The 24847-nt window shown below is 70.9% G+C and carries 21 protein-coding genes; 5 read left to right on the top strand and 16 right to left on the bottom strand.

Translation table 11 applies throughout. From position 1 onward, the window contains the following. From ACTHL4_RS09830 to ACTHL4_RS09845, 4 genes are all read right to left on the bottom strand, one after another. The coding region (locus ACTHL4_RS09830; RefSeq protein WP_440282577.1) for a CHAT domain-containing protein at window positions 1-2166 on the bottom strand (2166 nt) is incomplete at its 3' end. A 117-nt stretch (window positions 2167-2283) separates the two neighbouring features. Then, window positions 2284-2766 (bottom strand): hypothetical protein, encoded by a 483-nt coding sequence (locus ACTHL4_RS09835; protein WP_440282578.1) that lies wholly within the window; start codon window positions 2764-2766, stop codon window positions 2284-2286. Beyond that, window positions 2763-3365: an RNA polymerase sigma factor gene (locus ACTHL4_RS09840; protein ID WP_440282579.1), complete on the bottom strand. Its 603-nt coding sequence runs from the start codon at window positions 3363-3365 to the stop codon at window positions 2763-2765. Before ACTHL4_RS09840 ends, ACTHL4_RS09835 begins: the two co-directional genes overlap by 4 nt. Continuing rightward, a complete protein-coding gene (locus ACTHL4_RS09845; protein ID WP_440282580.1) occupies window positions 3362-4897 on the bottom strand; it encodes a S8 family serine peptidase in 1536 nt (511 codons plus the stop codon). Before ACTHL4_RS09845 ends, ACTHL4_RS09840 begins: the two co-directional genes overlap by 4 nt. 243 nt (window positions 4898-5140) lie before the next feature. Between ACTHL4_RS09845 and ACTHL4_RS09850 the strand changes: the two genes are divergently transcribed. The 4 genes from ACTHL4_RS09850 (at window position 5141) to ACTHL4_RS09865 (ending at window position 9749) form a co-directional block, all read left to right on the top strand. Next, complete coding sequence (locus ACTHL4_RS09850) at window positions 5141-6544, top strand: hypothetical protein (RefSeq protein WP_440282581.1); 1404 nt, start codon at window positions 5141-5143, stop codon at window positions 6542-6544. 69 nt (window positions 6545-6613) lie between these two features. Beyond that, entirely contained in the window at window positions 6614-7567 is a 954-nt protein-coding gene (locus ACTHL4_RS09855; RefSeq protein ID WP_440282582.1) for a phosphotransferase family protein, read from the top strand. Then, window positions 7564-8454, top strand: a complete 891-nt coding sequence (locus ACTHL4_RS09860) for a T3SS effector HopA1 family protein (protein WP_440282583.1) — start codon at window positions 7564-7566, stop codon at window positions 8452-8454. Before ACTHL4_RS09855 ends, ACTHL4_RS09860 begins: the two co-directional genes overlap by 4 nt. Continuing rightward, a complete protein-coding gene (locus tag ACTHL4_RS09865) occupies window positions 8451-9749 on the top strand; it encodes a lanthionine synthetase LanC family protein (protein WP_440282584.1) in 1299 nt (432 codons plus the stop codon). Before ACTHL4_RS09860 ends, ACTHL4_RS09865 begins: the two co-directional genes overlap by 4 nt. A 13-nt stretch (window positions 9750-9762) precedes the next feature. Here the strand turns inward: ACTHL4_RS09865 and ACTHL4_RS09870 are convergent, their stop codons facing one another. The 11 genes from ACTHL4_RS09870 to pdxT form a co-directional block, all read right to left on the bottom strand. Continuing rightward, window positions 9763-10191, bottom strand: a complete 429-nt coding sequence (locus ACTHL4_RS09870) for a hypothetical protein (protein ID WP_440282585.1) — start codon at window positions 10189-10191, stop codon at window positions 9763-9765. A gap of 67 nt (window positions 10192-10258) precedes the next feature. Next, entirely contained in the window at window positions 10259-12565 is a 2307-nt protein-coding gene (locus ACTHL4_RS09875; RefSeq protein ID WP_440282586.1) for a RelA/SpoT family protein, read from the bottom strand. 19 nt (window positions 12566-12584) lie between these two features. Beyond that, window positions 12585-13112, bottom strand: coding sequence for an adenine phosphoribosyltransferase (locus ACTHL4_RS09880; RefSeq protein WP_440282587.1), 528 nt, complete (start codon window positions 13110-13112; stop codon window positions 12585-12587). Then, on the bottom strand, window positions 13105-14262 hold the full coding sequence (gene secF / locus ACTHL4_RS09885) for a protein translocase subunit SecF (protein ID WP_440282588.1): 1158 nt from the start codon (window positions 14260-14262) through the stop codon (window positions 13105-13107). Before secF ends, ACTHL4_RS09880 begins: the two co-directional genes overlap by 8 nt. Then, window positions 14262-16244 carry a protein translocase subunit SecD gene (secD, locus tag ACTHL4_RS09890; RefSeq protein ID WP_440282589.1) on the bottom strand — a complete coding sequence of 661 codons (1983 nt, stop codon included), beginning with the start codon at window positions 16242-16244 and terminating at the stop codon, window positions 14262-14264. Before secD ends, secF begins: the two co-directional genes overlap by 1 nt. Continuing rightward, window positions 16245-16652 carry a preprotein translocase subunit YajC gene (gene yajC, locus ACTHL4_RS09895; RefSeq protein ID WP_440282590.1) on the bottom strand — a complete coding sequence of 136 codons (408 nt, stop codon included), beginning with the start codon at window positions 16650-16652 and terminating at the stop codon, window positions 16245-16247. A gap of 129 nt (window positions 16653-16781) precedes the next feature. Next, complete coding sequence (gene ruvB, locus ACTHL4_RS09900) at window positions 16782-17894, bottom strand: Holliday junction branch migration DNA helicase RuvB (protein WP_440282591.1); 1113 nt, start codon at window positions 17892-17894, stop codon at window positions 16782-16784. Continuing rightward, on the bottom strand, window positions 17891-18487 hold the full coding sequence (gene ruvA, locus ACTHL4_RS09905; protein WP_440282592.1) for a Holliday junction branch migration protein RuvA: 597 nt from the start codon (window positions 18485-18487) through the stop codon (window positions 17891-17893). The genes ruvB and ruvA overlap by 4 nt, the downstream gene beginning before the upstream one ends. Beyond that, complete coding sequence (ruvC, locus tag ACTHL4_RS09910; protein ID WP_440282593.1) at window positions 18484-19017, bottom strand: crossover junction endodeoxyribonuclease RuvC; 534 nt, start codon at window positions 19015-19017, stop codon at window positions 18484-18486. The genes ruvA and ruvC overlap by 4 nt, the downstream gene beginning before the upstream one ends. A 118-nt stretch (window positions 19018-19135) precedes the next feature. Further along, entirely contained in the window at window positions 19136-19906 is a 771-nt protein-coding gene (locus ACTHL4_RS09915) for a YebC/PmpR family DNA-binding transcriptional regulator (RefSeq protein WP_440282594.1), read from the bottom strand. Window positions 19907-19921: 15 nt separating this feature from the next. Further along, window positions 19922-20569, bottom strand: a complete 648-nt coding sequence (gene pdxT, locus ACTHL4_RS09920; RefSeq protein WP_440282595.1) for a pyridoxal 5'-phosphate synthase glutaminase subunit PdxT — start codon at window positions 20567-20569, stop codon at window positions 19922-19924. Window positions 20570-20696: 127 nt separating this feature from the next. On the opposite strand from pdxT, the gene ACTHL4_RS09925 reads away from it, so the two are divergent. After that, window positions 20697-22811, top strand: a complete 2115-nt coding sequence (locus ACTHL4_RS09925) for an MMPL family transporter (protein ID WP_440282596.1) — start codon at window positions 20697-20699, stop codon at window positions 22809-22811. A gap of 28 nt (window positions 22812-22839) precedes the next feature. Here ACTHL4_RS09925 and ACTHL4_RS09930 read toward each other — a convergent pair whose 3' ends face one another. Next, entirely contained in the window at window positions 22840-24819 is a 1980-nt protein-coding gene (locus ACTHL4_RS09930) for a S53 family peptidase (protein ID WP_440282597.1), read from the bottom strand. Window positions 24820-24847 lie beyond the last annotated feature (28 nt).

A 24847-nucleotide genomic window follows, 5' to 3' on the forward strand; every position in this document is an offset into this window, starting at 1 on the left:
CGCGAGACCCAGTGGCTCCTCCCCCGGCCCGACGGCGGACCGGCCCACGTCGCAGGCGGACAGCACCACGTGATCCGGCACCTGGGCACGACCGGTGAGCTCGTGGGCGAACAGCGGCCCGTCGTGCAGGTCCAGCCGGGAGAAGATCGGGCTCTGCTGGGCGTGTTCGCCGTGCGCGGCGACGTGGACCAGCTGGGCACCCGCGAACGCGCCGAGCAGGTCACGCGTCGTGCCGTGCAGATGGGTCCGGACCTCACGACCGGCCCGCCGCCATACCCGCTCCACGGCACGCAGTTCGGGTGCGCCGTGGGCGATCCGGGGGCCGAGCAGCAGTGCGGCGGCGTGCATCTCGCCCGTCGTGGGTCCGGCCGCGCACCAGCGGGACACCGAGGGCGCGACGACCACCGGCCGCGCCGACAACGCCGGGAGCATGCTCCACGGGATCGACGCGAGTGCGCGCGTCGGCGCCACGAGCACCGGACCGGCGGCACCGATGGCATCCGGCGGCAGCAGCAACGCGGCGAGCTGCTCGACGTCGCGGGCCACGCTGCGGTCGATCGCGGCGCGAAGGGCGGCGTCCGGGCCGGCGTGGGCGCGCGCCCGCAGAGCCGACTCCAGCCGGGCCACCGCTGCCTCCGTCCGGGTGGCCGGCGCGAGCACACGGATCACCGGTCGCCGCGCGCCGATCGTCAGCAGGTGGTCCCTCCTGTCCTGCCGGAAGTAGTAGAGCAACGTCGCCCCGCTCTCGGCGAGCTTCGCGCGCACCACACGGTATGCCGCGGGCGGTAGCCCGGTCCCCACCGCGTCGGCGCCCGCCGCCCACAGCCGTCGAGCCAATTGCCTTTCCAGGGAGGCGATCTCGGCCCGCACTGCCGGACCGTCGTGACCGGACTGTGCGTCGTGCCGCACCTGCCGCAGCCGCATCACCCAGGACGCCACGACGGGGTCCGGATGAGGATGCAGTGCCGGCAGCCGCTGCGACGCGGCGCGCCAGCGTTCGACGGACCGGAAGACGTGCTCGGGGTCGCCGCGGCGGATGGCCTGCCCGATGTCGTTCCGGGCCAGCCGGGTCCCGTGCACGGCCACGGCGGCGCGGGCCTCCGGACCGGCCACCGATGCCTGCATGCGCGCCAGTTTCCGTGCCGCAGCGGCGAATTCGCGTTCGGCGCTGCGCTGATCGCTGCGGTATGTCGCCAGCCGGGCGCGCAGCAGATGCTCGTGCATCACCGCGTCGATGCCGTCGGTCGGCTGCCGGCCCAGCCCGTGCAGCAGGCGGTCGGCCCGGTCGAGGTCGCCCCGGTCGATCGACGCCTCGGCCAGCAGTCGTGCGGCCATCCGGCCGGTCGGGCCCGGTCGGTCCAGCAGGGCCGGATCGAGCGCGGGACGCCCCCGTGTCAGGTCCGCCGCAGCCAGCAGAAGCTGCGCGTGCGCGGCCAGGTCGGCGTCGTCATACGCCCGGAAGGCATGGGCGGCCGATGCGGCGGCGCGTGCGGCCGACCGCGTGTCACCGGCCAGCAGGTGCGCGCCGGCCAGGTCCAGCAGGATGTTGCCCTCGTCGAGTCGTAACCCCCTGCGCCGGGCGCTGCGCAGGGCCAGGCCCAGCAGGTGCCTGGCCGGATCGATCAGCCCGACCTCCAGCAGCGCGGCGGCGATGTCCCGCCGGGACTGCAGCCGGTCCACCCGAACCGGCGACTCGTCGGCTTCCTGCATCAGCCGGATCGCCTCCGGCAGGTGCCCGACGAAGAATTCCAGGCAGCCCAGGTTGTGCCGGGCCTTGAACACCACCTCCGGCCAGTCCTGCCGGATCGCCAGCCGCAACGCGGCCCGCAGGTCACGGCGCCCGGCGACCGGATGCCGCAGGGTGGTGTTGGCCAGACCGCGGTTGAGCAGCACCGCGAGCACCTCGGCCGGTGAGCGCAGATCGTCCAATCGCACCCGATCCAGCGCGAGAAGCCCGGCAGTCCAGTCACCGCGGTACATGGCGATGGTGCCCTCCTGGACCAGCGCGAGCGCTGCGACGTACCGGGACCCGGCGGCCGTGGCGGCGCGGCGTGCCTCCTCCAGTGTCCGCTGCGCGGCGACCGGCCCGTCGAGGTGCAGGTCGGGCAGCGCCCGGGTCACCAACACCCGGCCGAGCAGTTCCGGTTGCGCGGGGTCCTCGGCCACGAGGCGTTCGACCGCGCCGCTGAGCGCGCTGCGCGACGCGGACCACTGCCCCAGGGTGTTCAGCTGCTTGGCCCGGGCGAGGTCGCGTTCGGCATACGGCGTGCTGATCTCCGCACCTCAGATCTGGATCGGCGGGGTGACGACCGGGCGGCCGGGCGGGTCGCCGGGCAGCTGAATCACCAGGTGCACCAGGCCGGCTCGGGTGAACTCGATCTCGAATCGGCCGTCCTCGTCGATCGCGGCGTCCACCGGACCGTCGGGGCCGTGGACCCGTGCTGTCGCGTCGGCCGTGCTCAGCCAGCCGGTGATCCGCCGGCGCGGCCGGCGCTGCGGCTCCAGGGTCAGCAGCACGGTGACCTCGTCGCCGCTGAACGTCACCGTGGTGATGGTGTCGTATGACGAACGCACGCCGACCGGTGCGGGCTCGAGGAGTTCGGCGACCTGCGCACCGAGGGCCTCCACGGTGAGCGCGAACTTCACCCGGTCGGCCAGGCCCGCCGGGGCCGGGTCGCTCGCGGACAGGATGCTGCCGAGTGCGCGCAGCACTCGTTCGTCGGCGGCGTCGATCGGACCGTTGCTCAGCTCGTCGAGGCGGTTCATCGCGCGCCCTCCCAGTGCCGGTCGGCCTCCAGCGAGGCGCGCAGTGTGGCCAGGCACCGGCCGCGGGTCGGCCCGATGCTGCCGACCGACATACCCATCGCGGCCGCCAGACCGGCGTAGTCCGGCCGGTCCCCCGCCGCGACCACCCGCAGCAAGGCCTGGCAGCGCGGCGACAGCGCCCGGAAGTGGCGCCACAGCGTGCGGTCCGCGTCCGAGCGCAGCACGACCTGCTCCGGCCCGTCGTCCGGCGGAGCGGTGTGCTCGACGTCGGCCTCCGCTCCCGGGTCGGCCGGGCGGGTCCGTCCGGCGCGGCGCGCCTCCGCCCACGCGCGGCGGCGGGTGCTGACCAGCAGCCACTGCAGGACCGCCTGGCAGTCGGTGATGCGATCGGCACGCCGGTAGAGGGTCAGCCACACCTCCTGGACCACGTCCTCGGCGGTGCCCTGGTCGAGCCCGGCGGCGCGTGCGGTGTGCCACATGACCGGTGTGACGGCGTCCACCAGCCGACCCATGGCGAGCTCGTCACCTGCGCGGTAGTCGCGGAAGCAACCGGCGGCCCGGTCCGCCAGGCCGTCCCGCCGGGACCCGACGGCGGTCACCACGCACCTGCCAGGCAGGTGCGCACCGCGGTGTCGAGCCGGTCGCGGCGGCCGCTGAGATCGGCTCCGGCACCGCCGCCCAACGCCGCGGCGACATCCCCGGCCAACGCCGGCGCCGCGAAGGAGGTGCCGCTCCAGATGCCGAACCCTGCCGAGTAGTCGTCCAGATCGACGGCCGAGCGGGCCGGTAACGCGCCGGGCCCGGTCGACAGCGCCGCACGGGCCGCCGCGTTGAAGGTGGTCGGCATGGTGCTGACGACGTTGGTGGCGGCGCGGTAGGTCGTCACCCAGGAACCGGTGTTGGAGTAGACCGACACCAGCGTGCGGCCGGGGTCGGTCGCGCCGACCGCGATCAGCGGCACCCCGCCGGCGGCATCGTCGCCGCCTGCTCCCCCTGCCAGCCCGGCCGGGTAGAACGGTGTGGTGGTCGCATCGTTGCCGGCCGCCGCGACCACGCTCACGCCGGCGTCGCCGAACGCGCGCAGGTTGCCGGCCAGTGCGCTGCCGTGCACGGCGGCGCCGGGCGACTCGGCGTAATAACCCATCGACAGCGACAGCACGTCGATGGGTCGGGCGTCGACCCGGCCTTCGCACGCCAGCAGGTGGTAGGCGTACAGGTCGGTCAGGGCGGCGAGCAGATCGGACTCGTTGGCGGCGCCGTCGCCATACATCACGGGTGCGCTGAGCAGTTGCGCGCTCGGGCAGTGCTGTCGGACGATGCCCGCGACGAACGTCCCGTGCCCGGCGAGCGGGTCGAGCGTGCCGTTGACCCGGTCGATCGTGACGCCGCTGCGCTCCGGGTCCTCGGACGGGTCGAAGCGCAGCCCGATCGGCTCACCGGCGAGTCGAGGGTCGCGCTCCGTGCCGTGAGTGAACCAGGGATGGGTGCCGATGCCGGTGTCCAGCAACGCCACGACCGGTCCGTCGGCGGTGTCGGCACCGTCCGACGGGTCCGGTGCGGCCCAACTGACCGGTGCCCGTGACGCCCCGGCGGCCTCCGCGCCGACGCCCTGCAGGTAACCGACGCCCTGCAGGTAGCCCACGCCTTGCAGGTAACCGACGCCCTGCAGGTAGCCCGCGACCGTGAGCACGTGGCTCAGCCCGGCGTGGATCCCGGCGTCCCGGGCACGCAACACCCACGGCGCGGCGTCCACCGGGCGCCGGTCGGCCGCTGCGGGAAGCAGCCGCAGGACGGTCGCGGCCACCGGTTCGAGGCGGTCCAGCAGATCGAAGCGCGCATAGACGGCGGTGCGTTCGCGCAGGCCTCGAGGCACCATGACGCGTGCGCGTCCGTCGAGCAGCTTGCTGATCGTCTCGATCGCGGAGTCCGCGCCTCGTCCCGGCAGACCCGGCACGACGATCCGGTCGCCGACATACAACGTCGGTGCGGCGGGCCGGCCGTCGTCGTCGGCCGGCCACTGGTCGGGGTCCAGCCGGCGCACGGAGAAGCGCGCGGCGGCCGATGCGGGCACGGTCATCACCGGCGAAACCGGTTGTGCGGCGGGCGGTTCGGAACGGGTGCCAGCTTTCATGGGTGTCTCCTCGAGACCGTGGACCCGGTGGCTCCCAGTATGGCGCCAGGAATCCGGTGCTGCCACTGGTCCGTGCAGGTTGGGCCGGCCCGGGGCGGTCGGCCGTCACCTGTCAGGAGCGCGTCGCCCAGCGCGGTGATACCTGCACGGGCACACTTCTTCGCACGTATCAAAGGCACATCCCGACCCTCCTTGCTGGCAACGAGCCCGACTCGCGGGCCGCACCGAGGGAAAGGAAGTCCCATGGCCGACGAACGAGCCCGCGCTCGGGCACAGATCCGCGGCGTGAAGCAGGCCGCCGAGGCGGACCTGCTGGCCAGGAAGAACGTCATCGGCGTCGACATCGCCGACAAGGAGACCGACGGCCGCACCACCGGGCGACTGGCCATCGTGGTGTTCGTCGAGGAGAAGCAGCCGAGGTCGAAGCTCGCCGCCGCCGACCGGGTGCCCGAGGAGATCGACGGCATACCGACCGACGTGCAGCAGATGACCGTCGAGCTGCAGGGGCCCTCGCGGGAACTGGTCGATCAGCTGACCCCGCAGGTCGACACCACAATGTACACGACGCTGCACGGCGGGATCTCGATGGGTCCGCTGCGCAGCGTCTACCTCACCCCGCCCGACGTGACCTCCGCGGGTTACTACATCTTCGCCGGCACCCTCGGCGCCATGGTGCGCGACCGCGGGAACGGCGCGACGATGGCGCTCACCAACTTCCACGTGGCGTGCGTCAACAACACCTGGTCGGTGGGTGACCGCATGGTGCAGCCGTCGCTGCTCGACGGCGGATCCAGTGGCAACCAGTTCGGCAGTCTGACGCGTGCCACGTTGTCCGACGACGTGGACGGCGCGGTGGTGACCGTTGACACCGGCAAGTCCACCAGCGCCACGGTCCAGGACATCGGTGATGTCGCCGGCCACACCGCCGCGACCGTCGGCGCCGCCGTGCGCAAACGCGGCCGGACCACCGAACTGACCTACGGCACAGTGGTTTCCACCGACTTCACGGTGTCGATCAACTACGGCAGTGATGTCGGATCGCGGACGCTGCACCACCAGATCCGCGTGCAGACCGACACCAGCCGGTCGTCCCGGTTCTCCGACCACGGCGACTCCGGCTCGGTGGTCATGGACGACAACCGGATGGTCGTCGGTCTGCTCTTCGCCGGGTCGAGCGACGGTCAGTGGACGTTCGCCAACCCGATCCAGTCGGTGCTGGACGAGCTGAACGTCGACCTGCTCGTCGCCCCGGTGGTCACCCGCCCGATCGTGACCTGCCTCAACACGCGGCTGGCGATCTGCACGATCACCCGTCCGGCGGCGTGCGTGCTGACCAGGACGGTGAGCTGCAACGTCACGCGCACCCCGTCGTGCCTGGTCACCCGGGCGGTGGCGTGCAACATCACGCGCGCCTCGTGGTGCCCGGTCGTGACGCGGGTGCCGGCCACGTGCAACGTCCTGACCCGCGCCGGTTGCGAGGTGCCCGTCCCCGGCCCGGGACCCGTGGAGGGTGGTCCGGTCGACGACGGGCACGGGTACGGGTACGGCGCGACGGCCGATGTGCCCGAGGAGTACTGGGCGGGTTACCTCGCGGCGCTGGAGGAGATCGACCAGCTCGACGAACCCGACCGGTCGGACCGGGGCTGAGATGCGTGCGCGCAGCGCGCCCACAGGCGCAGCGGCGATCGCTTGCCCCCGAGGTAGGAGGGGATGGGCATGAAGGCCACTCCGGAGATCCTGTCCCTCGCCGTCCGAGCGGGCATGGTCGCCGGCCGGGACGTGATCTCCGGAGTCACCGGCGCCGTGCCGGTCACCCGCACCAACGGTGTGCACTGCGTGCAGCGGTCCGGCCGACCCCTCGCCTACGCCAAGCAGCCCGGGGTGGCGAGCCGGCTGGACGGGGACGACGTCGTCGCGGCCGAGCGGTCGGCCCTCACCCGGCTGCGTCACCTCGGTCTGACACCGCCGCTGATCCCTCAGGGGGGACCAGCGGTGGTGTGGACCGCCGCCGTACGGGGGACCGACCTGACGACCCTGTCGCTCGACCAGCAGTCCGCCCTGCGGCTGTCGCACGCGCTGGGCGCTGCCCTGGTCGCACTGCACCGCGCGCCCGTCGACCCGGACGTGCCGACCGCTCGGGCACCGTGGCCGCTGCTGGACGCACCGCTTGCGTCGATGACGACGCATCCGGCCGGCCCCGACCGGGACGCGGTGCTGGCCACCTGGCGTGAACCCGTCGTGCGCGCCGCACTGGCACCGTTGCGGGACAGCTGGGCGCGAGCCGCCCGCTGGACGCACGGCGACCTGTCCGCGTCGAACGTGTTCGTCGACGGTGATTCCCGGATCACCTTCGTCGACTGGGAGTCCGCCGGACGCGGCGACCCGTGCTGGGACCTGGTTAGTCTCGAGCAGTCCCTGACGTCGATCGGCTTGCCCCTCCATCGTTTTCGCCGGGCGTATGCCGCGGGCGGCGGCCCGGCACTGCCGTGTCCATCCGGGTGGCGGACCGTGCGCTTCCTGGTGACCGCGTGGCAGTACGCCGCGGCACCCGGTGCCGACCACCACCGGCTCGTCGAACGGCTGTTGACCGACGCCCGGGCCAGTGCCCGGGCCAGTGACTTCACCAGGACGCGCCGCAGCGCGTCGCCGATGCAGGAGGCATCCCGATGAGCTGGGACCGACACACCACCGCCGAACTACAGGCCGCGCAGCACGTCCTCACCGTCATGGCGGACGCCGACGACCTCGCGACGACGCTCTACGAGCACTGGTGGGCGGCGCCGCGGCCCGGCGGCACGAGCCGGGGTCGATGGGACCCACCGATCGGCTGGGCGCTGCGTGCGGCGCACGCCGGTGCGCTCGCCTGGTCGCCGCAGGAGCAGGAGGTGCTCGCCGTCGGCGGGTTTGGCGCCGTCGTGGTCACCGACGGCCCTCGCCGGCGCCGCCGCGCCGTGGGCCGGGGCGACTACCTGAGCGTGCACTCCGGGGCCGGCCTCGCGCCGACGGTCGGCGCCCGGCTGCGCCTCAGCCGCCGCCGGGGCGGTCACGCCGACCAGGGCTGGTGGCGCACCTGGGGTGACGACTGGCCGGCGGACCGGGTCCCGCACGACCTGACCCGGCTCTATTGCGCGCCACGCCGCGTCGAGGTCGCGCGCCTGGTGCACGAGATCACCCGCGTCATACCGCAGATCACCGCGCAGTGGTCGCTGAAGGTGGCGACCGACGCGGCCGCCCTGGACCGAGCCGATGCCGTCGTCCTCTACCTGCCGGACGGTTGCCGCGCCGCGGCGTTCGAGGCGGTGGCGACCTGCTGCGCCGCGCACGTCCGCAACGCGTCGCCGCCGTTCACCAAGGTGCTGGCGCCGGGGATCGCGTGGAGCGAGGACCCCGGGGACGGCTGCAGCTTCGGTGAGCTGCGCTGCCGCTGGCTCGGCGAGGCGCACCGTCGCGCCGAGGCACGGTGTAGCGCGTTCGCCGACGTCGTGGCCGAGGTGTTCCGCGAGCACGGAGTCGACCCGGTCGCCGCCCATCTGCGCGCCGTCCCGGTGCCGGCATGAGCGCCACGCTGCTGCCGGCCGCCACGGACGGCCCGCCGGCGCCGGGCGTGGTGCGCACGGTCGACCGGCTGCGCGAGACGGTCGCGGACTGCGTGGACCTGCTGCAGGCGACGGCGATCGAGGACGGTGACGAGGTCACCTGGCCCACCTGGCACCCTGCCGCCGACGGGACGCCCGAGCGCTGCACCGGCGGCCGGTCCTCGTTCTACGACGGTGACGCCGGCATCGCGTGGGCACTGCGCCGGCTCGGGGCGGCACTGCACCGGGCGGACGTCGTCGAGCTCGCCGCGCGGGCCGGCCGGGCGGTCACGCGCCGCGCGCCGCTTCCCGATCCGGGTCTGCTGTCCGGCACCGCCGGCGTCGAGCTGGTGCGGCCTTCCGGGAGCCGCCGCCCACCGGCCGGCGCCGCCGGTGATGCCGGTGAGCAGCTGGCGGGGCGGTTGCCGTCCAGCGATCTGACCTCCGGCCTGGCCGGTGTGCTGCTGGCGCTGACCCGGGCACCGCACGCCGATCCCTCGGTCGCGGCCCGGCTGGTCGATGCCCTGTGGCAGCGGTCGGACCGGCAGTTGTGGGGCCGCGGCTGGCCGGATCCCACGCAGCACGGTTCCGGCGCACGGCCGCTGTGCGGTATGGCGCACGGCGCCGGCGGGATCGCCTGGGCGCTGGCCGAAACCGCCTGGCGCTGGCCGCAACTCGCCGGGTCGGCGCTGCCCCTCGCACACGACGCGCTGCGCTTCGAGGCGTCGTGGTCCGATCCGATGCACGGAGGCTGGCCGGACCTGCGCGGTCCCGAACCGGTGTGGGCCGCCCGGTGGTGTCACGGCGCCGCGGGAGCGGCCGTCATACGGCTGCGGCTGCTGGAGTTGGGCGCGCAGGGATTGCGGGCGCCGTGGTCGGAGGAGTCGATTCGGGTGGAGGCGGAGGTGGCGATCCAGGCGTGCGGCGCCGAGGTGTGGTGCGAGCGCGAGGCGTGGTCCGCGTATGGCGCCGACGCGCTGGGTCAGGGCTGGACGCTGTGCCACGGCGTGGGCGGGCCGGTGGGAGCTCTAGACCTGGCCGCACGAGTGCTCCAGGAGCCGGCACACCGGGTGCTGGCCCTGGACACGGCTGCGGCGTTCCTCGACCTGGCCGGCGACGACCCGGGCCAGTGGCCGTGCGGCCTGGCGGCCGCCGACGGGGATCTGGCCCTGTTCAACGGTGTCGCGGGCACTGCGGTGCTGCTGGCCGACCTGGCCGGGCTGAGCGGTCCGCGCTCGACCGCCGGCCGCAGTCGTCCGGTGCTGCTGCTGGGCTGAGCGTCGCGGCCGCTCAACCGGCCCGGGGCACGACCAGATCGTCGGCGGCGAAGACCTGGACACGGTCGCGGGTGGCCAGATGGATCGGCCAGCGCGGGTGCTGGTCGCGCAGTGCAGTGGTCAGCGCAACCGCCCAACGGCGGTCACCCTCGGTCATGGCCGACGGGCCGGGACGGGAGATGAGCATCGGCACCTGCGCGATCCCGACCTCGTCCCGGATCCGTGCGATCAGGTCGGTGATCGACACGATGTCACGCGCGTCGGGGAGCATCGGGATGTCGTCGATCGGCACGATCAGGTCGGACTGGTGCCCGTCCTCGTCCAGGAAGATGAGCCACAGGCTGCGGCGGCCGAAGCCACCCGGCCCCATCAGGTCCTCCCATCGCTCGAAGAGGTCGGCGTCGGTCCGGATCGGCTTGCGCTGCTGCGGTGAAGGAGTCATGCCGACAGAGCTTGCCCCCGTGCGGCGGACGCGCGCAGAAGTTATCCACAGTGTCGCGAGGCAGACCTCAGGCCTGGGCGGCGTGTTCGGTGCTGCGGTGGCCGGATCCGGTGATCCGGTAGACGTCGAAGACGCCGTCGATCTTGCGGACCGCCTTGATGACGTGTTCGAGGTGGTTGGGGTCGCCCATCTCGAAGGTGAACTTCGACATCGCGACACGGTTGCGGGTGGTCTGCACGGAGGCGGACAGGATGTTGACGTGCTGGTCGGACAGGACCCGCGTCACGTCGGACAGCAACCGGTTGCGGTCCAGCGCCTCGACCTGCAACTGGACCAGGAAGACCGACGCCGCCGACGGCGACCACGCCACGTTGATCAGCCGCTCCGGCTGGGCCAGCAGTTGCTCGGCGTTGGTGCAGTCACGCCGGTGCACCGACACACCGTTGCCGGTGGTCACGAAGCCGATGATGTCGTCGCCGGGCACCGGTGTGCAGCAGCGGGCCAGCTTGACCCACACGTCGTCGGTGCCGACCACGGTCACGCCCGGGTCGGCCTCGGACGAGCGGCGATTGCGCCGGACCGGGTTGGTCGCCTCGGCCAGGTCCTCGGTCGTGCCCTCCTCGCCACCGAGCATCGTCACCAGCTGCTTGACGACATGGTCGGGCGAGACGTGGCTGTCGCCGATGGCGGCATACAGGGCGTCGATGTCCTGGTACTTCAGCTGCTCGGCGACCGCGGTCAGCGACTCGTGCGACATCAGCCGCTGGATGCCGAGGCCCTTCTTGCGAATCGTCCGGGCGAGGGCGTCCTTGCCGTTCTCGATCGCCTCCTCGCGCCGCTCCTTGGAGAACCATTGGCGGATCTTGTTGCGGGCCCGTGGACTCTTGACGAAGCCCAGCCAGTCGCGGCTCGGGCCCGCACCGTCGGCCTTGGAGGTCAGGATCTCCACCACGTCGCCGTTCTCCAGCGGACTCTCCAGCGGCACCAGCCGGCCGTTGACCCGCCCGCCGATCGTGTGGTGGCCCACCTCGGTGTGCACGGCATACGCGAAATCGACCGGCGTCGACCCCGCCGGAAGCCCGATGACCGAGCCCTTCGGGGTGAAGACGTAGACCTCACGCGACCCGACGTCGAAACGCAGCGACTCCAGGAACTCCCCCGGGTCGGCCGTCTCGCGCTGCCAGTCCAGCAGCTGCCGCAGCCACGACATGTCGTTGCCGGGCCCGTCCCCGTCGCTGTCACCGCCGGTCTTGTTGGCGTCCTCCTTGTACTTCCAGTGCGCCGCGACACCGTATTCGGCGCGGCGGTGCATCGCGAAGGTGCGGATCTGAATCTCCACCGGCTTGCCCTGCGGGCCCATGACCGTCGTGTGCAACGACTGGTACATATTGAACTTCGGCATCGCGATGTAGTCCTTGAACCGCCCGGGCAGGGGGCTCCACCGCGAGTGGATCGTGCCGAGGACCGCGTAACAGTCGCGCACCGACTCCACCAGCACCCGGATGGCGACCAGGTCGTAGATGTCCTCGAAGTCGCGACCGCGGACGATCATCTTCTGGTAGACGGAGTAGTAGTGCTTCGGGCGGCCGGTGACGGTCGCCTTGATCTTCGCGGCCCGCAGGTCGCCGGTCACTTGCTCGCGGACGCCGCGCAGGTACTCCTCCCGGGCCGGCGCGCGGTCGGCGACCAGGCGGGCGATCTCGTCGTACACCTTGGGGTAGAGCGTCGCGAAGGACAGGTCCTCCAGCTCCCACTTGATGGTGTTCATGCCCAGCCGGTGCGCCAGCGGGGCGTAGATCTCCAGCGTCTCGGTGGCCTTGCGCTGGGCGGACTCGGCCGACACGTAGCGCCAGGTCCGCGCGTTGTGCAGCCGGTCGGCCAGCTTGATGACCAGCACCCGGATGTCCTTGGCCATCGCGATGACCATCTTGCGGACCGTCTCGGCCTGCGCGGCGTCGCCGTAGGTCACCTTGTCGAGCTTGGTGACACCGTCCACCAGCATGGCGATCTCGGGACCGAACTCGTCGGTCAACTGCGTCAGGCTGTATGCCGTGTCCTCCACGGTGTCGTGCAGCAGCGCCGCGGCGAGGGTCGGTGGCGTCATACCAAGCTCGGCCAGGATGGTGGCGACGGCCAGCGGATGGGTGATGTAGGGGTCGCCGGACTTGCGCAGCTGACCACGGTGGGCGCGCTCGGCGACACCGTAGGCGCGGTCGATGACGGCCAGGTCTGCCTTCGGGTGGGTCGCCCGGACGATGGCGAGCAACGGCTCGATCTCCCGGTTGCTGCTGGGCCGGGGAGCCCCGAACCGCACGAGCCTGGCTCGGACCCGCGAGGCACCCGACGGATTGCTGGTGCGCTCGTCCTGACTCATAAACCGAGTGTAGTGGGGGTCAATCGACCAGAATCGCGCGGACGTCCCGACCCGGCAGCTTGTCCCGGCCGTGCAGGAAGCTCAGCTCCAGCAGCATCTCCAGGGCCACGACCTCGGCGCCGGCGCTCTCGACGAGCGCGCACGCCGCGGCCGCCGTGCCGCCGGTCGCCAGCACGTCATCGACCAGCAGCACGCGATGGCCGGCAGCGAATGCGTCCGTGGTGACCTCGATCGTGGCGGTGCCGTATTCGAGGTCGTAGGAGCGGGTGTGGGTGTCGCCGGGCAACTTGCCCGCCTTGCGGATCGGCACGAAACCCAGCCCCATCCGCATGGCCAGCGGCGCGCCCAGGATGAAGCCGCGCGCCTCGACGCCGGCGACCACGTCGACCTGGCCGGTCCAGCGGCCCGCGATGTCGTCCAGCACGACACTGAACGCCCCCGGCTCGCGGAACAGCGGTGTCAGGTCCTTGAACTTCACTCCCGGCTTGGGGAAGTCCGCGACCTCGCGGGTGTGCGCGGCCAGCACCTGCGCCGCGGTGTCAGTCATCCGCGTTCCGCTTGGCGAGCGGGTGGATCTCCCGCTTGCGCACCTTCGTCGCAGCGGCCGCGCGCGCGGCCTTGGCGTGCTCGGGCTCGATCACACCGGACACCGATTCGCCGGGCGTGTGCTCCTCGCGGGTGCCGGTCCGTGCCAGCACGCTGGCCTGGCTGGCCTGGTAGGCCTTCGCGCGGCGGTCCAGCTCCTTGATCGAGGCCTCGCGGTGCCGCAGCGATGTCAGCAGCGGGGTCGCGATGAAGATGGAGGAGTAGGTGCCCACGGCGATACCGAAGAAGAGCGCGACCGCCAGGTCGAGCAGGGTGCCGGGTCCGAGCAGGAAGATCCCGACGACCATGATCGCGGTGATCGGCAGCAACGCCACGACGGAGGTGTTGATCGAGCGCACCAGCGTCTGGTTGACCGCGTAGTTGGCCGCCTGGGCGTAGGTGCGGTTGCCGTCGCGGATGGCTTCGTCGGTGTTTTCCCGGACCTTGTCGAAGACGACGACGGTGTCGTAGATCGAGTAGCCGAGGATGGTCAGGAAGCCGATCATCGTCGCCGGCGAGATCTCGATGCCTGTCAACGCGTAGATGCCGACGGTGAAGAACAGGTCGTGCACCAGCGCGACCAGCGCGGCTGCCGCCATCGTCCAGGTACGGAAGTAGACCGACAGCAGGATCGCCAGCAGCAGCAGGAAGACGATCAGTGCCTGGATCGCCTTGTGCGTGACCGAACTGCCCCACGACGGTCCGATGAACTGCGTGGTGACGGCGCTGTCCTTGACGCCGAACTCCTTGGCCAGCGCGGCCGCGACCTTGTCGGTGTCGGCGGAGGTGCCCTTGCCCAGCTTCTTGGACTCGACGTTGACGGTGCTCGCGCCGGCCTTGGTGACCTGCAGGTTGTCGGCGGAACCGACTGCGGACTTGACGGCGTCGTGGGCCCGCTGGTCGAAGTTGCTGGTGTTCTGGATGTTGGTCACCGACAGGTGGGAACCGCCTTCGAACTCCAGGCTGAAATTCAGCCCGCGCCCGAACAGCCCCACTGCCGCGATGACCAGCAGCACACCGGTCAGCAGGTACCAGGTGCGGCGGCGGCCGATGAAGTTGATCTGCCGCCGACCGGTGAACAGGTCGTTGCCGAACTGCGCGAAGCTGCCCATCAGGCCTGCCCTCCTTCGACCGTGGCCGAGCCGGCGGCCGCCTTGCGGTCGGCGATCGTCACCCGACCGCGACCGGCATACGTGACTCCCGCGGCGCCCAGCCGGTCGGGGTCGAACCCGGACCACTTGTGGCCGCTGCCGAAGAACTTGGTGCGGGCCAGCTGGGTGAGCACCGGGTGGGTGAACATCATGACGACGACCAGATCGACGACGGTCGACAGGCCGAGCGTGAACGCGAAGGCCTTGACGTTGTCCTCGCTGAGCACGTAGAGCACCGCGGAGGCCAGGAAGTTGACCATGTCGGAGATGATGATGGTCCGGCGGGCCCGGGCCCATCCGGTCTCGACGGCGGCCCGCAGGGGCCTGCCGGATCTGACTTCGTCTCTCACCCGCTCGAAGTAGACGATGAAGCTGTCCGCGGTGATGCCGATGGAGACGATCAGACCAGTGACCCCGGCCATGGTGAGGCGGAAGCCGCTGGTGGTGCCGAGCAGCGTCACCAGGCCGTAGCTGAGCACGCCCGCCACGATCAGCGACGCGACGGTCACGAAACCGAGCGCGCGGTATTGCAGCAGCGAGTAGAGGACGACCAGCAGCAGGCCGATCAGGCCGGCGATGATGCCCTTCTGCAACTGGTCGGTGCCGACCTCGGGGCTGACCTGGTTGGAGGTCAGTTCCTTGAAGGAGAACGGCAGCGCACCGAACTTCAACTGGTTGGCCAAGGTCTTGGCCTCGGACTCGGTGAAGTTGCCGGTGATCTGGGCGTGCCCGTCGGTGATCACCGAGTTGGTCTGCGGCGCCGAGATGACCCGACCGTCCATGGTGATCGCGAAGCGGTTCTGGTCGGTGCCCTGGTGCTGCATCAGCCGCTCGGTCACCTTCGCGAAGGCGTCCTTGCCCTTGCTGTTGAACGTCAGGTTGACGCCGATGGTGCTGGTGGCGACGCCTTGCTGGTTGGTCTCGTTGCCCCAGGAGGCATCGGTGACCTCGGAGCCGGTGACCTCGGCCGGGCCCATCAGGAACTTCTCGGTGTCGGAGCAGGCGACGCTCGGCTGGTCCTGCGGAGCCTGAGCACCGACCTCGCGCCACTTCTCCACGGAGGCACCGCCCTTGGTGACCTGGGCCGCGGTGCACGGGTATGCCGCGAAGAGCTCGGAGTAGGTCTCCCCCGCCGTCGCGAGGTTGTTCTCGACCCAGATGTTGTCCACCGGCATGGTGCCCCAAGCGGTGTCACTGGGCGAGGTCGGCTCCGGGCGCGCGCCCGGGAGCTGCCGGGACGGCTGCGTGGGCGTCGGGGTGGGCGTCGCCGTGGGGGTCGACGCCGGGGTCGACGCCGGGGTCGAGGAAGGCGACGCCTTGGGCGAGGCCTTGGACGAGGGCGTCGAGGACGGCGACTTCGTGTCGCGCAGGAACGCCTGGGGCAGCAGGTCGTTGGCACCCTTGCTCGACGCGGACGTGCTCGGCGTGGACGTGCTCGGCGTGGACGTGCTCGGAGTCGCCGTGCCGGAGCTGGACGGGCTCGACGTCGGGCTCGACTTCGGGGTGGACTTCGCGCTCGGTGCGGGGGCCGGGATCGGCTGCGCCTGGATGACGGCCCGGAAGGCCAGCTGCGAGGACTGCGCGAGCGACTTGAGGGTCTGTTCGCTCGGGTTGCCCGGCAGCGACACGACGATCAGCGAGTTGTTGAGGGTGGAGACCTCGGCCTCCGACACCCCGTTGCCGTTGACGCGGTTGCGGATGATGTCGACGGCCTGCTGGACCTGCCCGGCGTTGACCTGCTGGCCCTTGCCGACCAGCGGTTGCAGGGTGATCTGCCGGCCGCCCTCGAGGTCGAGGCCGAGCAGCGGCACCCATTTGCCCTTGGGCGACGCCCAGGCTGCGGTGCCGGCGATGCCGGCATACAGCGCGACGATCAGCAGCAACAGGATCGTCAGGATCTGCCGCGGTTTGCCGGTGGTGGATCGACGGGCTCGGCTGGCCACCTATTCGGCCTTCGTCTCGGGGGTGTGGTCGTCCTGCCGGACGCCCTCACGCTTGCCCAGGTCGACGGGGCCCGGCTCCGCGACGTCGGCCGGCGTGGACTCGGCCGGCGTCGGCTCGATCTGTGTCGACTCGGCGTCCGCCGTCTCCGCCGGCGCGGGCGCGCCGACCTGGCTGCGCGGGACGATCGCCCGGCGCACGAACCGCAGCTGCACGCCGGGTGACACCTCGATGGTGCCCTCCTCGTCGTCGAGCGCGACCAGCGTGCCGAGCAGCCCGGACGTGGTGCTGATCTCCTGCCCCACCTGGATCGAGTCCTGGGCCGAACGCATCTGCTGCTGGCGCTTGCGCTGCGTCCAGAACAGATAGGCCAGCAACAGCAAGGGCAGCAGAATGATCAGAGAGCCCATGTCTGCTCCAGTGCATACATCGAAAAGTCAGTCCTTGGATTGGTGGGTGTCGGGCAGCATCAGCGGCCGACGGGTGAGTCTAAGTGAGCAACGTCATCGACGGGCGTCCGGGTTCCGAGCGTGTCGGGCTCAGTCGCTGAATCGACCGCCGCCGTCCTCGTCCAGTGGCAAGGGTATGGCGCCGGCGACCGCCGTGGGTGGCGCGGTGAGACCGAGATGGTCCCAGGCGAGCTGGGCGGCCGCCCGGCCGCGCGGTGTGCGCACCAGGTAGCCCTCCCGGACGAGGTAGGGCTCGGCGACGGTCTCGACCGTGTCCGGCTCCTCCCCGACGGCGACCGCGAGGGTCGACAGGCCGACCGGACCGCCGCCGAACCGGCGGCACAGTGCCTCCAGGACGGCACGGTCCAGCCGGTCCAGACCGCTCTGGTCGACGTCGAAGAGGGACAGGGCCGCCCGCGCCGCCGTGAGGTCGACGACGTCCTTGCCGTGCACCTGCGCGTAGTCGCGGACCCGGCGCAGCAGCCGGTTGGCGATGCGTGGTGTGCCGCGCGACCGTCCGGCGATCTCGTCGATGCCCTGCGCGGTGGAGTCGATGCCCAGGAGGCGGGCGTTGCGCGTCAGGATCGCGGCCAGGTCCTCGGTCGCGTAGAAGTCCAGGTGCCCGGTGAAACCGAACCGGTCGCGCAGTGGCGCCGGCAGCAGGCCGGCTCGCGTGGTGGCCCCGACGACGGTGAACGGCGGCAGCTCCAGGGGTATGGCGGTGGCGCCCGGGCCCTTGCCGACGACCACGTCGACGCGGAAATCCTCCATCGCCAGATAGAGCATCTCCTCGGCCGGCCGGGCCATCCGGTGGATCTCGTCGAGGAAGAGGACTTCGCCCTCGGCGAGCGAGGACAGGATCGCGGCCAGATCGCCCGCGTGCTGGATGGCGGGCCCGCTGGTGATCCGGATCGGTTGCTCCAGCTCGGCGGCGATGATCATCGCCAGCGACGTCTTGCCGAGGCCGGGCGGTCCGGACAGCAGCACGTGGTCCGGTGGCCGTTGGCGGCGGCGCGCGGCCTCGAGCACGAGGCCGAGCTGGTCGCGCACCCGCGGCTGACCGGGGAAGTCGGCCAGCCGCTTGGGGCGTAGCGCGACCTCGAGCCGGCGCTCCTCCTCGTCCCCGCCCGGGTCGACGATGCGGGACGTCGCATCGTAGGAGCCGTCGGGGTTCAGCTCTGTCTCGTGCTCCACGCCCGTCATCGTCCCAGCTCGCGCAGCGCCGCCCGCAGCAGCGCGGACACCTCGGTGAGTGCCGGGTCGGCCGCGGTGGCCTTCGCGACGGCGTCATCGGCCTGTTTGGCGGACCAGCCGAGCCCGATGAGCGCCTCGCTGACCTGGTCGTGCCCGCCACCGACCGGTGCGGGGCGCGTGTCGGTCGTGTCGCCGGCGAGCAGCGGGCCGACCTTGTCCTTGAGCTCCAGGACGATGCGTTCGGCGCCCTTCTTGCCGATGCCGGGCGTCTTCACCAGCGCGGCGACATCACCGCCGGCGATGGCCACCCGGATCTGGTCCGGGCTGGCGACGGCCAGCATCGCCAGCGCGATCCGCGGACCGACGCCGCTGACCGTCTGCACCAGCTCGAAGAGGTCCCGCTCGTCCGCGGTGCCGAACCCGTAGAGCGTCAGTGCATCCTCCCGGACCACCAGCGTCGTGGACAGCGTCGCCTCTCCCCCGGTCCGCAGCGCGGCAGCGGTGCCGGGCGTGGTGTGGGTCAGCAGTCCGACGCCGCCGACCTCGACGACGACCTGGTCGAGCCCGACCTGCAGGACGGTCCCGCGCAGTGTGGCGATCATCGACGTACACCTGCGACGGCGCGTTGCTGGGCGACGGCCGCCGCGATGCGGTCCTGGGCGCCGCCGCGCCATACATGACAGATGGCGATGGCCAGCGCGTCCGCCGCGTCGGCCGGCTTCGGCGCGACCTCGAGCCGCAGGATGCGGGTGACCATCGAGGTGACCTGTGCCTTGTCGGCACGGCCGTTGCCGGTGACGGCCGCCTTCACCTCACTGGGGGTGTGCAGCGCCAGCGGCAGGCCACGCCGCGCGGCGGCCAGCATCGGTATGGCGGACGCCTGCGCGGTGCCCATGATGCCCTTGATGTTGGCCTTGGCGAAGACCCGCTCGACCGCGACCGAGTCGGGTGTGTGGCGTTCCATCCACTCGTCGATCTCGGTCTGCAGGCTCAGCAGGCGTTCGGCCGGGTCGTCGGTGACCGGCGTGCGCACGACACCGACGGCGACCATCCGCATCGGCTGCCCGATGCCTCCTTCGACCACGCCGAGACCGCACCGGGTCAGGCCGGGGTCGACTCCGAGCACTCGCACAGCAGGGCAGCTCCTTCACGACATACGGGGTCCGACATATGTTCGGTCCGTGTCAGCTTAGGCGGCGGCAGCGGCATACCGGCGAAGGCTGCGGCGGCGCGTCGGCGAACCGACGGGATCAGTCCTCGGCCTCGAGCTCCGCGAGCACCTCGTCCGAGACGTCGCCGTTGGCGTAGACGTTCTGCACATCGTCGCTGTCCTCCAGCGCCTCGATGATGCGGAACATCTTCTGGGCGCCGTCCTTGTCCAGCGGCACCTCGGTGGTCGGCAGGAAGGAGGAGTCGGCCGAGTCGTAGTCGATGCCGGCGCCCTGCAGCGACTCGCGGACGGCGACCAGATCGGTGGCCTCCGAGACGATCTCGAAGGACTCGCCCAGGTCGTTGACCTCTTCGGCACCCGAGTCGAGCACCACCTCGAGCAGCCCGTCCTCGGTGGCCTCGCCCTCCGGCTGCTTCTTGGGGACGATCACGACGCCCTTGCGGTTGAAGAGGAACGCGACCGAGCCGGACTCGCCCATCGAGCCGCCGTTCTTCGACAGCGCGGTGCGCACCTCGGCCACGGCGCGGTTCTTGTTGTCGGTCAGGCACTCGATGAGCAGGGCGACCCCACCGGGCGCGTAGCCCTCGTAGGTCAGCGCCAGGTAGTCGGCGCCACCGGCCTCGGCACCGGAGCCGCGCTTGACCGCGCGATCGATGTTGTCGTTGGGGACGCTGGACTTCTTGGCCTTCTGGATGGCGTCGAAGAGCGTCGGATTGCCTGCCGGGTCACCGCCACCGGAGCGCGCCGCAACCTCGATGTTCTTGATCAGCTTGGCGAACAGCTTGCCGCGCTTGGCATCGATCGCAGCCTTCTTGTGCTTGGTTGTCGCCCACTTGGAGTGACCTGACATACATCCCTCTTCTGGCTAGAACGTGCTGGTGTCTCGACCGGCAATGTTATCGCCGCGCCGCTGGTGCGCCATACGCAGGAAGTATTCGTGGATCCGGTGGTCGCCGGTGACCTCCGGGTGGAACGACGTGGCGAGCACATTGCCCTGGCGCACGGCGACGATCCGCCCGGCCGCCGGGCCGGTCGTCACGGTGCCGAGCACCTGCACCTGCGGGCCGACCGCCTCCACCCAGGGAGCCCGGATGAACACCGCCCGCACCGGCGGCGCCGACTCCCCGACGATCTGCGGCATCTCGAGGTCCTCCTCGAACGAGTCGACCTGCCGCCCGAAGGCGTTGCGCCGCACCGTGACATCCAGGCCGCCGAGCGTCTGCTGGCCGGCCGTCGCGTCCAGCACGCGGTCGGCCAGCAGGATCATCCCGGCGCACGAGCCGTATGCCGGCAGGCCCGCCGTCAACCGCTCCCGCAGTGGGTCCCGCAGCTCGAAGGCGCGCAGCAGTTTGTCCATCGTGGTCGACTCCCCACCGGGGAGCACGATCCCGTCGAGGCCCTCCAGCTCCTCCGGCCGGCGAACCAATCGCGTTGCGGCTCCGACGGATTCGAGAGAACGAGCATGCTCGCGGACATCGCCTTGCACGGCGAGCACGCCGATGAGTGACTTCACGCTGCCAGCGTCCCACAAAGAAATACCTGCACGTCATGGGCGTCATCCCGTAAAATCACGATATATCGCGACAGTGAGGAAAGCTAAGTATCTGCCGCGCATCCACATCTGACGGAGGGGTCATCGGATGGATCGTCGACTCGCGGCACTGGTGTGCGGCCGCCGCAGCAAATACGCAGTCCTCGTCATCTGGGTCGTTGCGCTCGTCGCGCTCGGCCCGCTGGCCGGCAAACTGTCCGGCGCGCAGGACAACCAGACCTCGTCATGGCTACCGGCCAGTGCCGAGTCCACCAAGGCCTACGACCAGTTGGGCGCCTTCGTGGACCGCAACAGCATCCCGGCCATCGTCGTCTATCACCGGGACGGCGGACTGACCGCGGCCGACCGCGCGAAGGCGGCCGCCGACGCCGCGGCATACAAGAACACACCGCACGTGGCCGGCCCGGTCGTCGGTCCGATCCCGTCCGAGGACGGGACGACCCTGCAAACGCTGATCCCGTTGCACATCGACCCGAAGTCCGGCTGGAACGACCTGCCCAAGACGGCCGACCAGATCCGTGCCACCGCAACTGAGGGGGCACACGGCATGGGCGTGCATCTCGGCGGACCGGTCGGTTTCGGCGCCGACCAGGCCGACGCCTTCTCGGGCATCGACGGCACGCTGCTGTTCGGCACGCTCGGCGTCGTCATCCTGATCCTGCTGCTGACCTACCGGAGCCCGGTGCTGTGGGTGCTGCCGATCCTCAGCGCCGGCGTGGCGCTCACGGCCGCACAGGCGTTCATCTACCTGCTGGTCGACCACACCGGGCTGACCGTCAACGGCCAGAGCTACGGGATCCTCACCGTGCTGGTCATCGGGGCCGGCACGGACTATGCCCTGTTGCTCGTGGCGCGCTATCGCGAGGAGCTGCGCCGGCACGAGGACCGGCATGAGGCAATGGCATTCGCGCTCCATCGGTCGGGGCCGGCCATCCTGGCCAGTGGCAGCACCGTCATCCTCGGCATGCTGTGCCTGCTCGCGGCGCAGATGAACTCGACGAAGGGGCTGGGACCCGTTGCCGCGCTCGGCATCGTCTTCGCGCTGCTCGCGATGCTGACGCTCCTGCCGGCGCTGCTGGTGACCGTCGGCCGATGGGTGTTCTGGCCACGACGTCCCACCTACGGGAGCGCGGAGCCGACGCAGAGCGGTCTGTGGTCCCGGGTCGGTGGATTCATTCGCCCGCGCCCGCGCACCGTGTGGCTCGTCACCGTCGGCGTCCTGCTGCTGTGCACCGCCGGACTGACCCAGCTCCACTCGCACAGCCTGTCGACGACCCAGAGCTTCACCGGCAACCCGGACTCGGTGACCGCCAGCAAGATCCTGCAGAGTCACTACCGATCCAACGCGTCCGACCCGGTCTATGTGCTGGTCGACTCTGCCCGATCGGACGCGGTGACGCAGCGATTGTCGGCCGCGGGCTTCGCACCGGCGGCGAAGCCGATCGTCCGGGGCGACCGCACCCTGCTGCAGACCTCCATCTCCGGCGATCCGTACAGCGCCGAGGCGTTCGATCAGATCGCGCAGGTCAGGGGCATCGTGCACGGCATACCCCGCGCGGACCCGCTCGTCGGCGGCAACACCGCCACGACGTATGACGTGCAGCACGCCACCGATCACGACAGCAGGGTGATCATCCCGCTGACACTGCTGGTGGTGTTGGCCGTTCTGGCGGTGCTGCTGCGGGCGCTCGTCGCTCCGGTGCTGCTGATCCTGACGGTGATCCTGTCGTTCGGCGCGGCGCTCGGCCTGTCGTCGCTGGTGTTCCATTTCGTCTTCGGGTTCGCCGGCACCGACCCGTCACTGCCGTTGTTCGTCTTCGTCTTCCTCGTCGCGCTGGGGATCGACTACAACATCTTCCTGATGACCCGCGTCCGTGAGGAGGCGCGTCAGCACGGCACCCGACGCGGCGCGATCGTCGGCCTGTCGGCGACCGGCGGGGTGATCACCTCGGCCGGTCTCGTGCTCGCCTCGACGTTCGCGGTCCTCGGAACCCTGCCGCTGGTCGCGTTCGCCGAGATCGGCTTCGCCGTGGCCCTCGGTGTCCTGCTGGACACCATCGTGGTGCGCGCAGTGCTGGTCACCGCGTTGACCCTCGACATCGGCCCGAAGATCTGGTGGCCGGGCACGTTGCGCCACGTGCCGGACGCCACGGACGAGCAGATCGCGTCCGACGCCGAGGCGGAGGCGGCAGCGCGCGTGTGACGCGCTGCCACCTCCGAACGGCCGACCTCTACCGGCGTGCTGCCATCCGGAAGAACGCGGCGGCCGGCGAACCGACGCCCGTCTCGCTGTCCCAGCCGCGGGTGTCGTGCAGCGTCGAGCTCTGCACGTCGATGCGCTGCAACTCGAAGTGCAGACCGCCGGATCGGTCCAGCCCGTTGACGTAGTCGGTGCGGACCTGTGACAGCGGCTGCGTCGGTGCCTTCAGGTCGTGCAGTGCCCGGCTGTCCAGCAGCGAGTAGTACAGCGGGTTGACGAACCCCAGTGTCCGATGAGCCCGGGAACCGGCCACTGCGACGATGCCCGCCATCACCGGCGAGGACAGGCTGGTTCCGCCGATCCGGTAGGTGTCCCAATAGGTTCCGTCCGGGAACTGTTGCGTTTCGCCGACCACCAGGCCGGTGTTCGGATCACCGACGGTCGAGATGTCCGGTGTCGCCCGCATCGGTGTGCTGCCGTAGTAGTCGGCCACCGCGGTGGGGACGATGCCGTTCTGGTACCACGGCTGCGCGAACAGCTGGCTGGTGCCGCCGCCACCGCCGGACGAGTACTTCCCGGGAGGTGACACCCAGGAGGTTCCGTCCGGCGACAGTTGCGCATAGGCGTTCTGCCAGCCCCATTCACCGGTCCAGGCACCCTTCCTGTCGACATCGAGGCTGGTGCCGCCGACGCCGGTCACGTAGGGCAGGTCCGAGGGGAAACTCAGGCTCTTGGCGCCCAGGTCGGTGCCGCCGGAGGTTTGGTCGCCGTCGTCGCCGGTGGAGAAGTTCACCGTGATCCCGCGCAGGGCCGCCTCGGTGGAGTACTGCTGGTAGAAGTCGATGTAGGACTGCCCCAGGTCGGCGACGGTGTCGACGCCGTCGCCCCACGAGTTGGTGATGATGTCGCCGGTGTGGTTGTCGATCGCCGCGGCCCAGGTGTTGTCCAGCCCGGAGGCACAGTCCGGGGCGCCGGCATAGACGATCTTGGCGCCCGGCGCCATCGAGTGCACCGCCTCGACATCGAGGGTCTCCTCGCCGTACCAGCCGTTGCCGCCGCACTCGCTCACCAGGTCGTACCCGTCCGGCCCGGGGGTCTGCTGGCTGAACTGGCCCTTCTTGAACTGCGGCAGGCCGTATTTCGCGTTGTATTTGCGCAGGTCCGCCGCGATCGTCGGCGCCGCGAACGCGTCGGTGATGACGACCGTCTGGCCCTTGCCCGAGTAGCCGTGCTTGAGCTGCTGGTCGACGCCGTAGGCGCTCTCCAGCTGCTTGGGGGTGTAGCCGCAGACGGCGTACGGCCACTTCTTGCCGTATGCCGCGGGCTGGTCGGCCGCGGTCTTCTGGCCGTAGTAGGACGAGCACGGCTGGACACCGTAGCGGCCGCCCGGTGGCGGGCCGGGCAGCGTGGCCGCCGGCTTTTTGACCGTGGCGCCGGTGTCCAGGCCGACCACACCCTGCACGGCAGTCAGCACGGCGGCGGGGGTGTCGCTCGGGAAGGTCAGCGCGGTGGTGTTCGCCCGGACGGTGACACCCAGGAACGAGTAGGACGCCATGGTGGTGGCGAAGACCCGGTTGACCGTGCTGGTCGAACCGCTGACGTTGACCAGCATCCCGCTCGGCGCGACCGAGGAGACGTGCAGGCCGTGCGACCTGGCCCAGGAGGTCACGGCGGTGATGTCGGCCTCGCGGGGGCCGTATGCCGCGTCGAACTGCTTGAGGCTCAACCATTTTCCGTACTTGGGGCTGGACGGGTCGCTGAGGGCGCGGACCATGGCGTCCGCTCCCGACTGGTTGCGCATGCCGAGCAGCATGCTGAAACTCAGGGTCTGCCCACTGGGCAGCGCGCCCTTGGCGTGCGCCTTGCCCAGCCAGGTCGGTCGGGCTTGCAGCTGATGTCTGGGGCCGGACGCTGCCGTGGCGGCGCCGGCGGAGGCGAGGCCCATGCCTGCCGCCAGAGTTCCTGCTGTTGCGATCGCGACAATTGTGGTGCGCGACGTGGGTTGTTTCATCAAGACACCTCACCGATACGTGGAGGAG

The organism is Flexivirga sp., assembly GCF_051955415.1.
Lineage (GTDB): Bacteria > Actinomycetota > Actinomycetes > Actinomycetales > Dermatophilaceae > Flexivirga.

Excerpts from the sequence above, each read along its gene's own strand:
- ACTHL4_RS09930 (WP_440282597.1), bottom strand. The coding sequence starts at position 24,819 with ATGAAACAACCCACGTCGCGCACCACAATTGTCGCGATCGCAACAGCA.
- ACTHL4_RS09915 (WP_440282594.1), bottom strand. The coding sequence starts at position 19,906 with ATGTCAGGTCACTCCAAGTGGGCGACAACCAAGCACAAGAAGGCTGCG.
- ACTHL4_RS09835 (WP_440282578.1), bottom strand. The coding sequence starts at position 2,766 with ATGAACCGCCTCGACGAGCTGAGCAACGGTCCGATCGACGCCGCCGAC.
- ACTHL4_RS09855 (WP_440282582.1), top strand. The coding sequence starts at position 6,614 with ATGAAGGCCACTCCGGAGATCCTGTCCCTCGCCGTCCGAGCGGGCATG.
- ACTHL4_RS09860 (WP_440282583.1), top strand. The coding sequence starts at position 7,564 with ATGAGCTGGGACCGACACACCACCGCCGAACTACAGGCCGCGCAGCAC.
- ACTHL4_RS09875 (WP_440282586.1), bottom strand. The coding sequence starts at position 12,565 with ATGAGTCAGGACGAGCGCACCAGCAATCCGTCGGGTGCCTCGCGGGTC.
- yajC (WP_440282590.1), bottom strand. The coding sequence starts at position 16,652 with ATGGGCTCTCTGATCATTCTGCTGCCCTTGCTGTTGCTGGCCTATCTG.
- ACTHL4_RS09880 (WP_440282587.1), bottom strand. The coding sequence starts at position 13,112 with ATGACTGACACCGCGGCGCAGGTGCTGGCCGCGCACACCCGCGAGGTC.
- ACTHL4_RS09870 (WP_440282585.1), bottom strand. The coding sequence starts at position 10,191 with ATGACTCCTTCACCGCAGCAGCGCAAGCCGATCCGGACCGACGCCGAC.
- ruvB (WP_440282591.1), bottom strand. The coding sequence starts at position 17,894 with ATGACGGGCGTGGAGCACGAGACAGAGCTGAACCCCGACGGCTCCTAC.
- ACTHL4_RS09925 (WP_440282596.1), top strand. The coding sequence starts at position 20,697 with ATGGATCGTCGACTCGCGGCACTGGTGTGCGGCCGCCGCAGCAAATAC.
- secF (WP_440282588.1), bottom strand. The coding sequence starts at position 14,262 with ATGGGCAGCTTCGCGCAGTTCGGCAACGACCTGTTCACCGGTCGGCGG.
- ACTHL4_RS09865 (WP_440282584.1), top strand. The coding sequence starts at position 8,451 with ATGAGCGCCACGCTGCTGCCGGCCGCCACGGACGGCCCGCCGGCGCCG.
- ACTHL4_RS09850 (WP_440282581.1), top strand. The coding sequence starts at position 5,141 with ATGGCCGACGAACGAGCCCGCGCTCGGGCACAGATCCGCGGCGTGAAG.
- ACTHL4_RS09845 (WP_440282580.1), bottom strand. The coding sequence starts at position 4,897 with ATGAAAGCTGGCACCCGTTCCGAACCGCCCGCCGCACAACCGGTTTCG.
- ruvA (WP_440282592.1), bottom strand. The coding sequence starts at position 18,487 with ATGATCGCCACACTGCGCGGGACCGTCCTGCAGGTCGGGCTCGACCAG.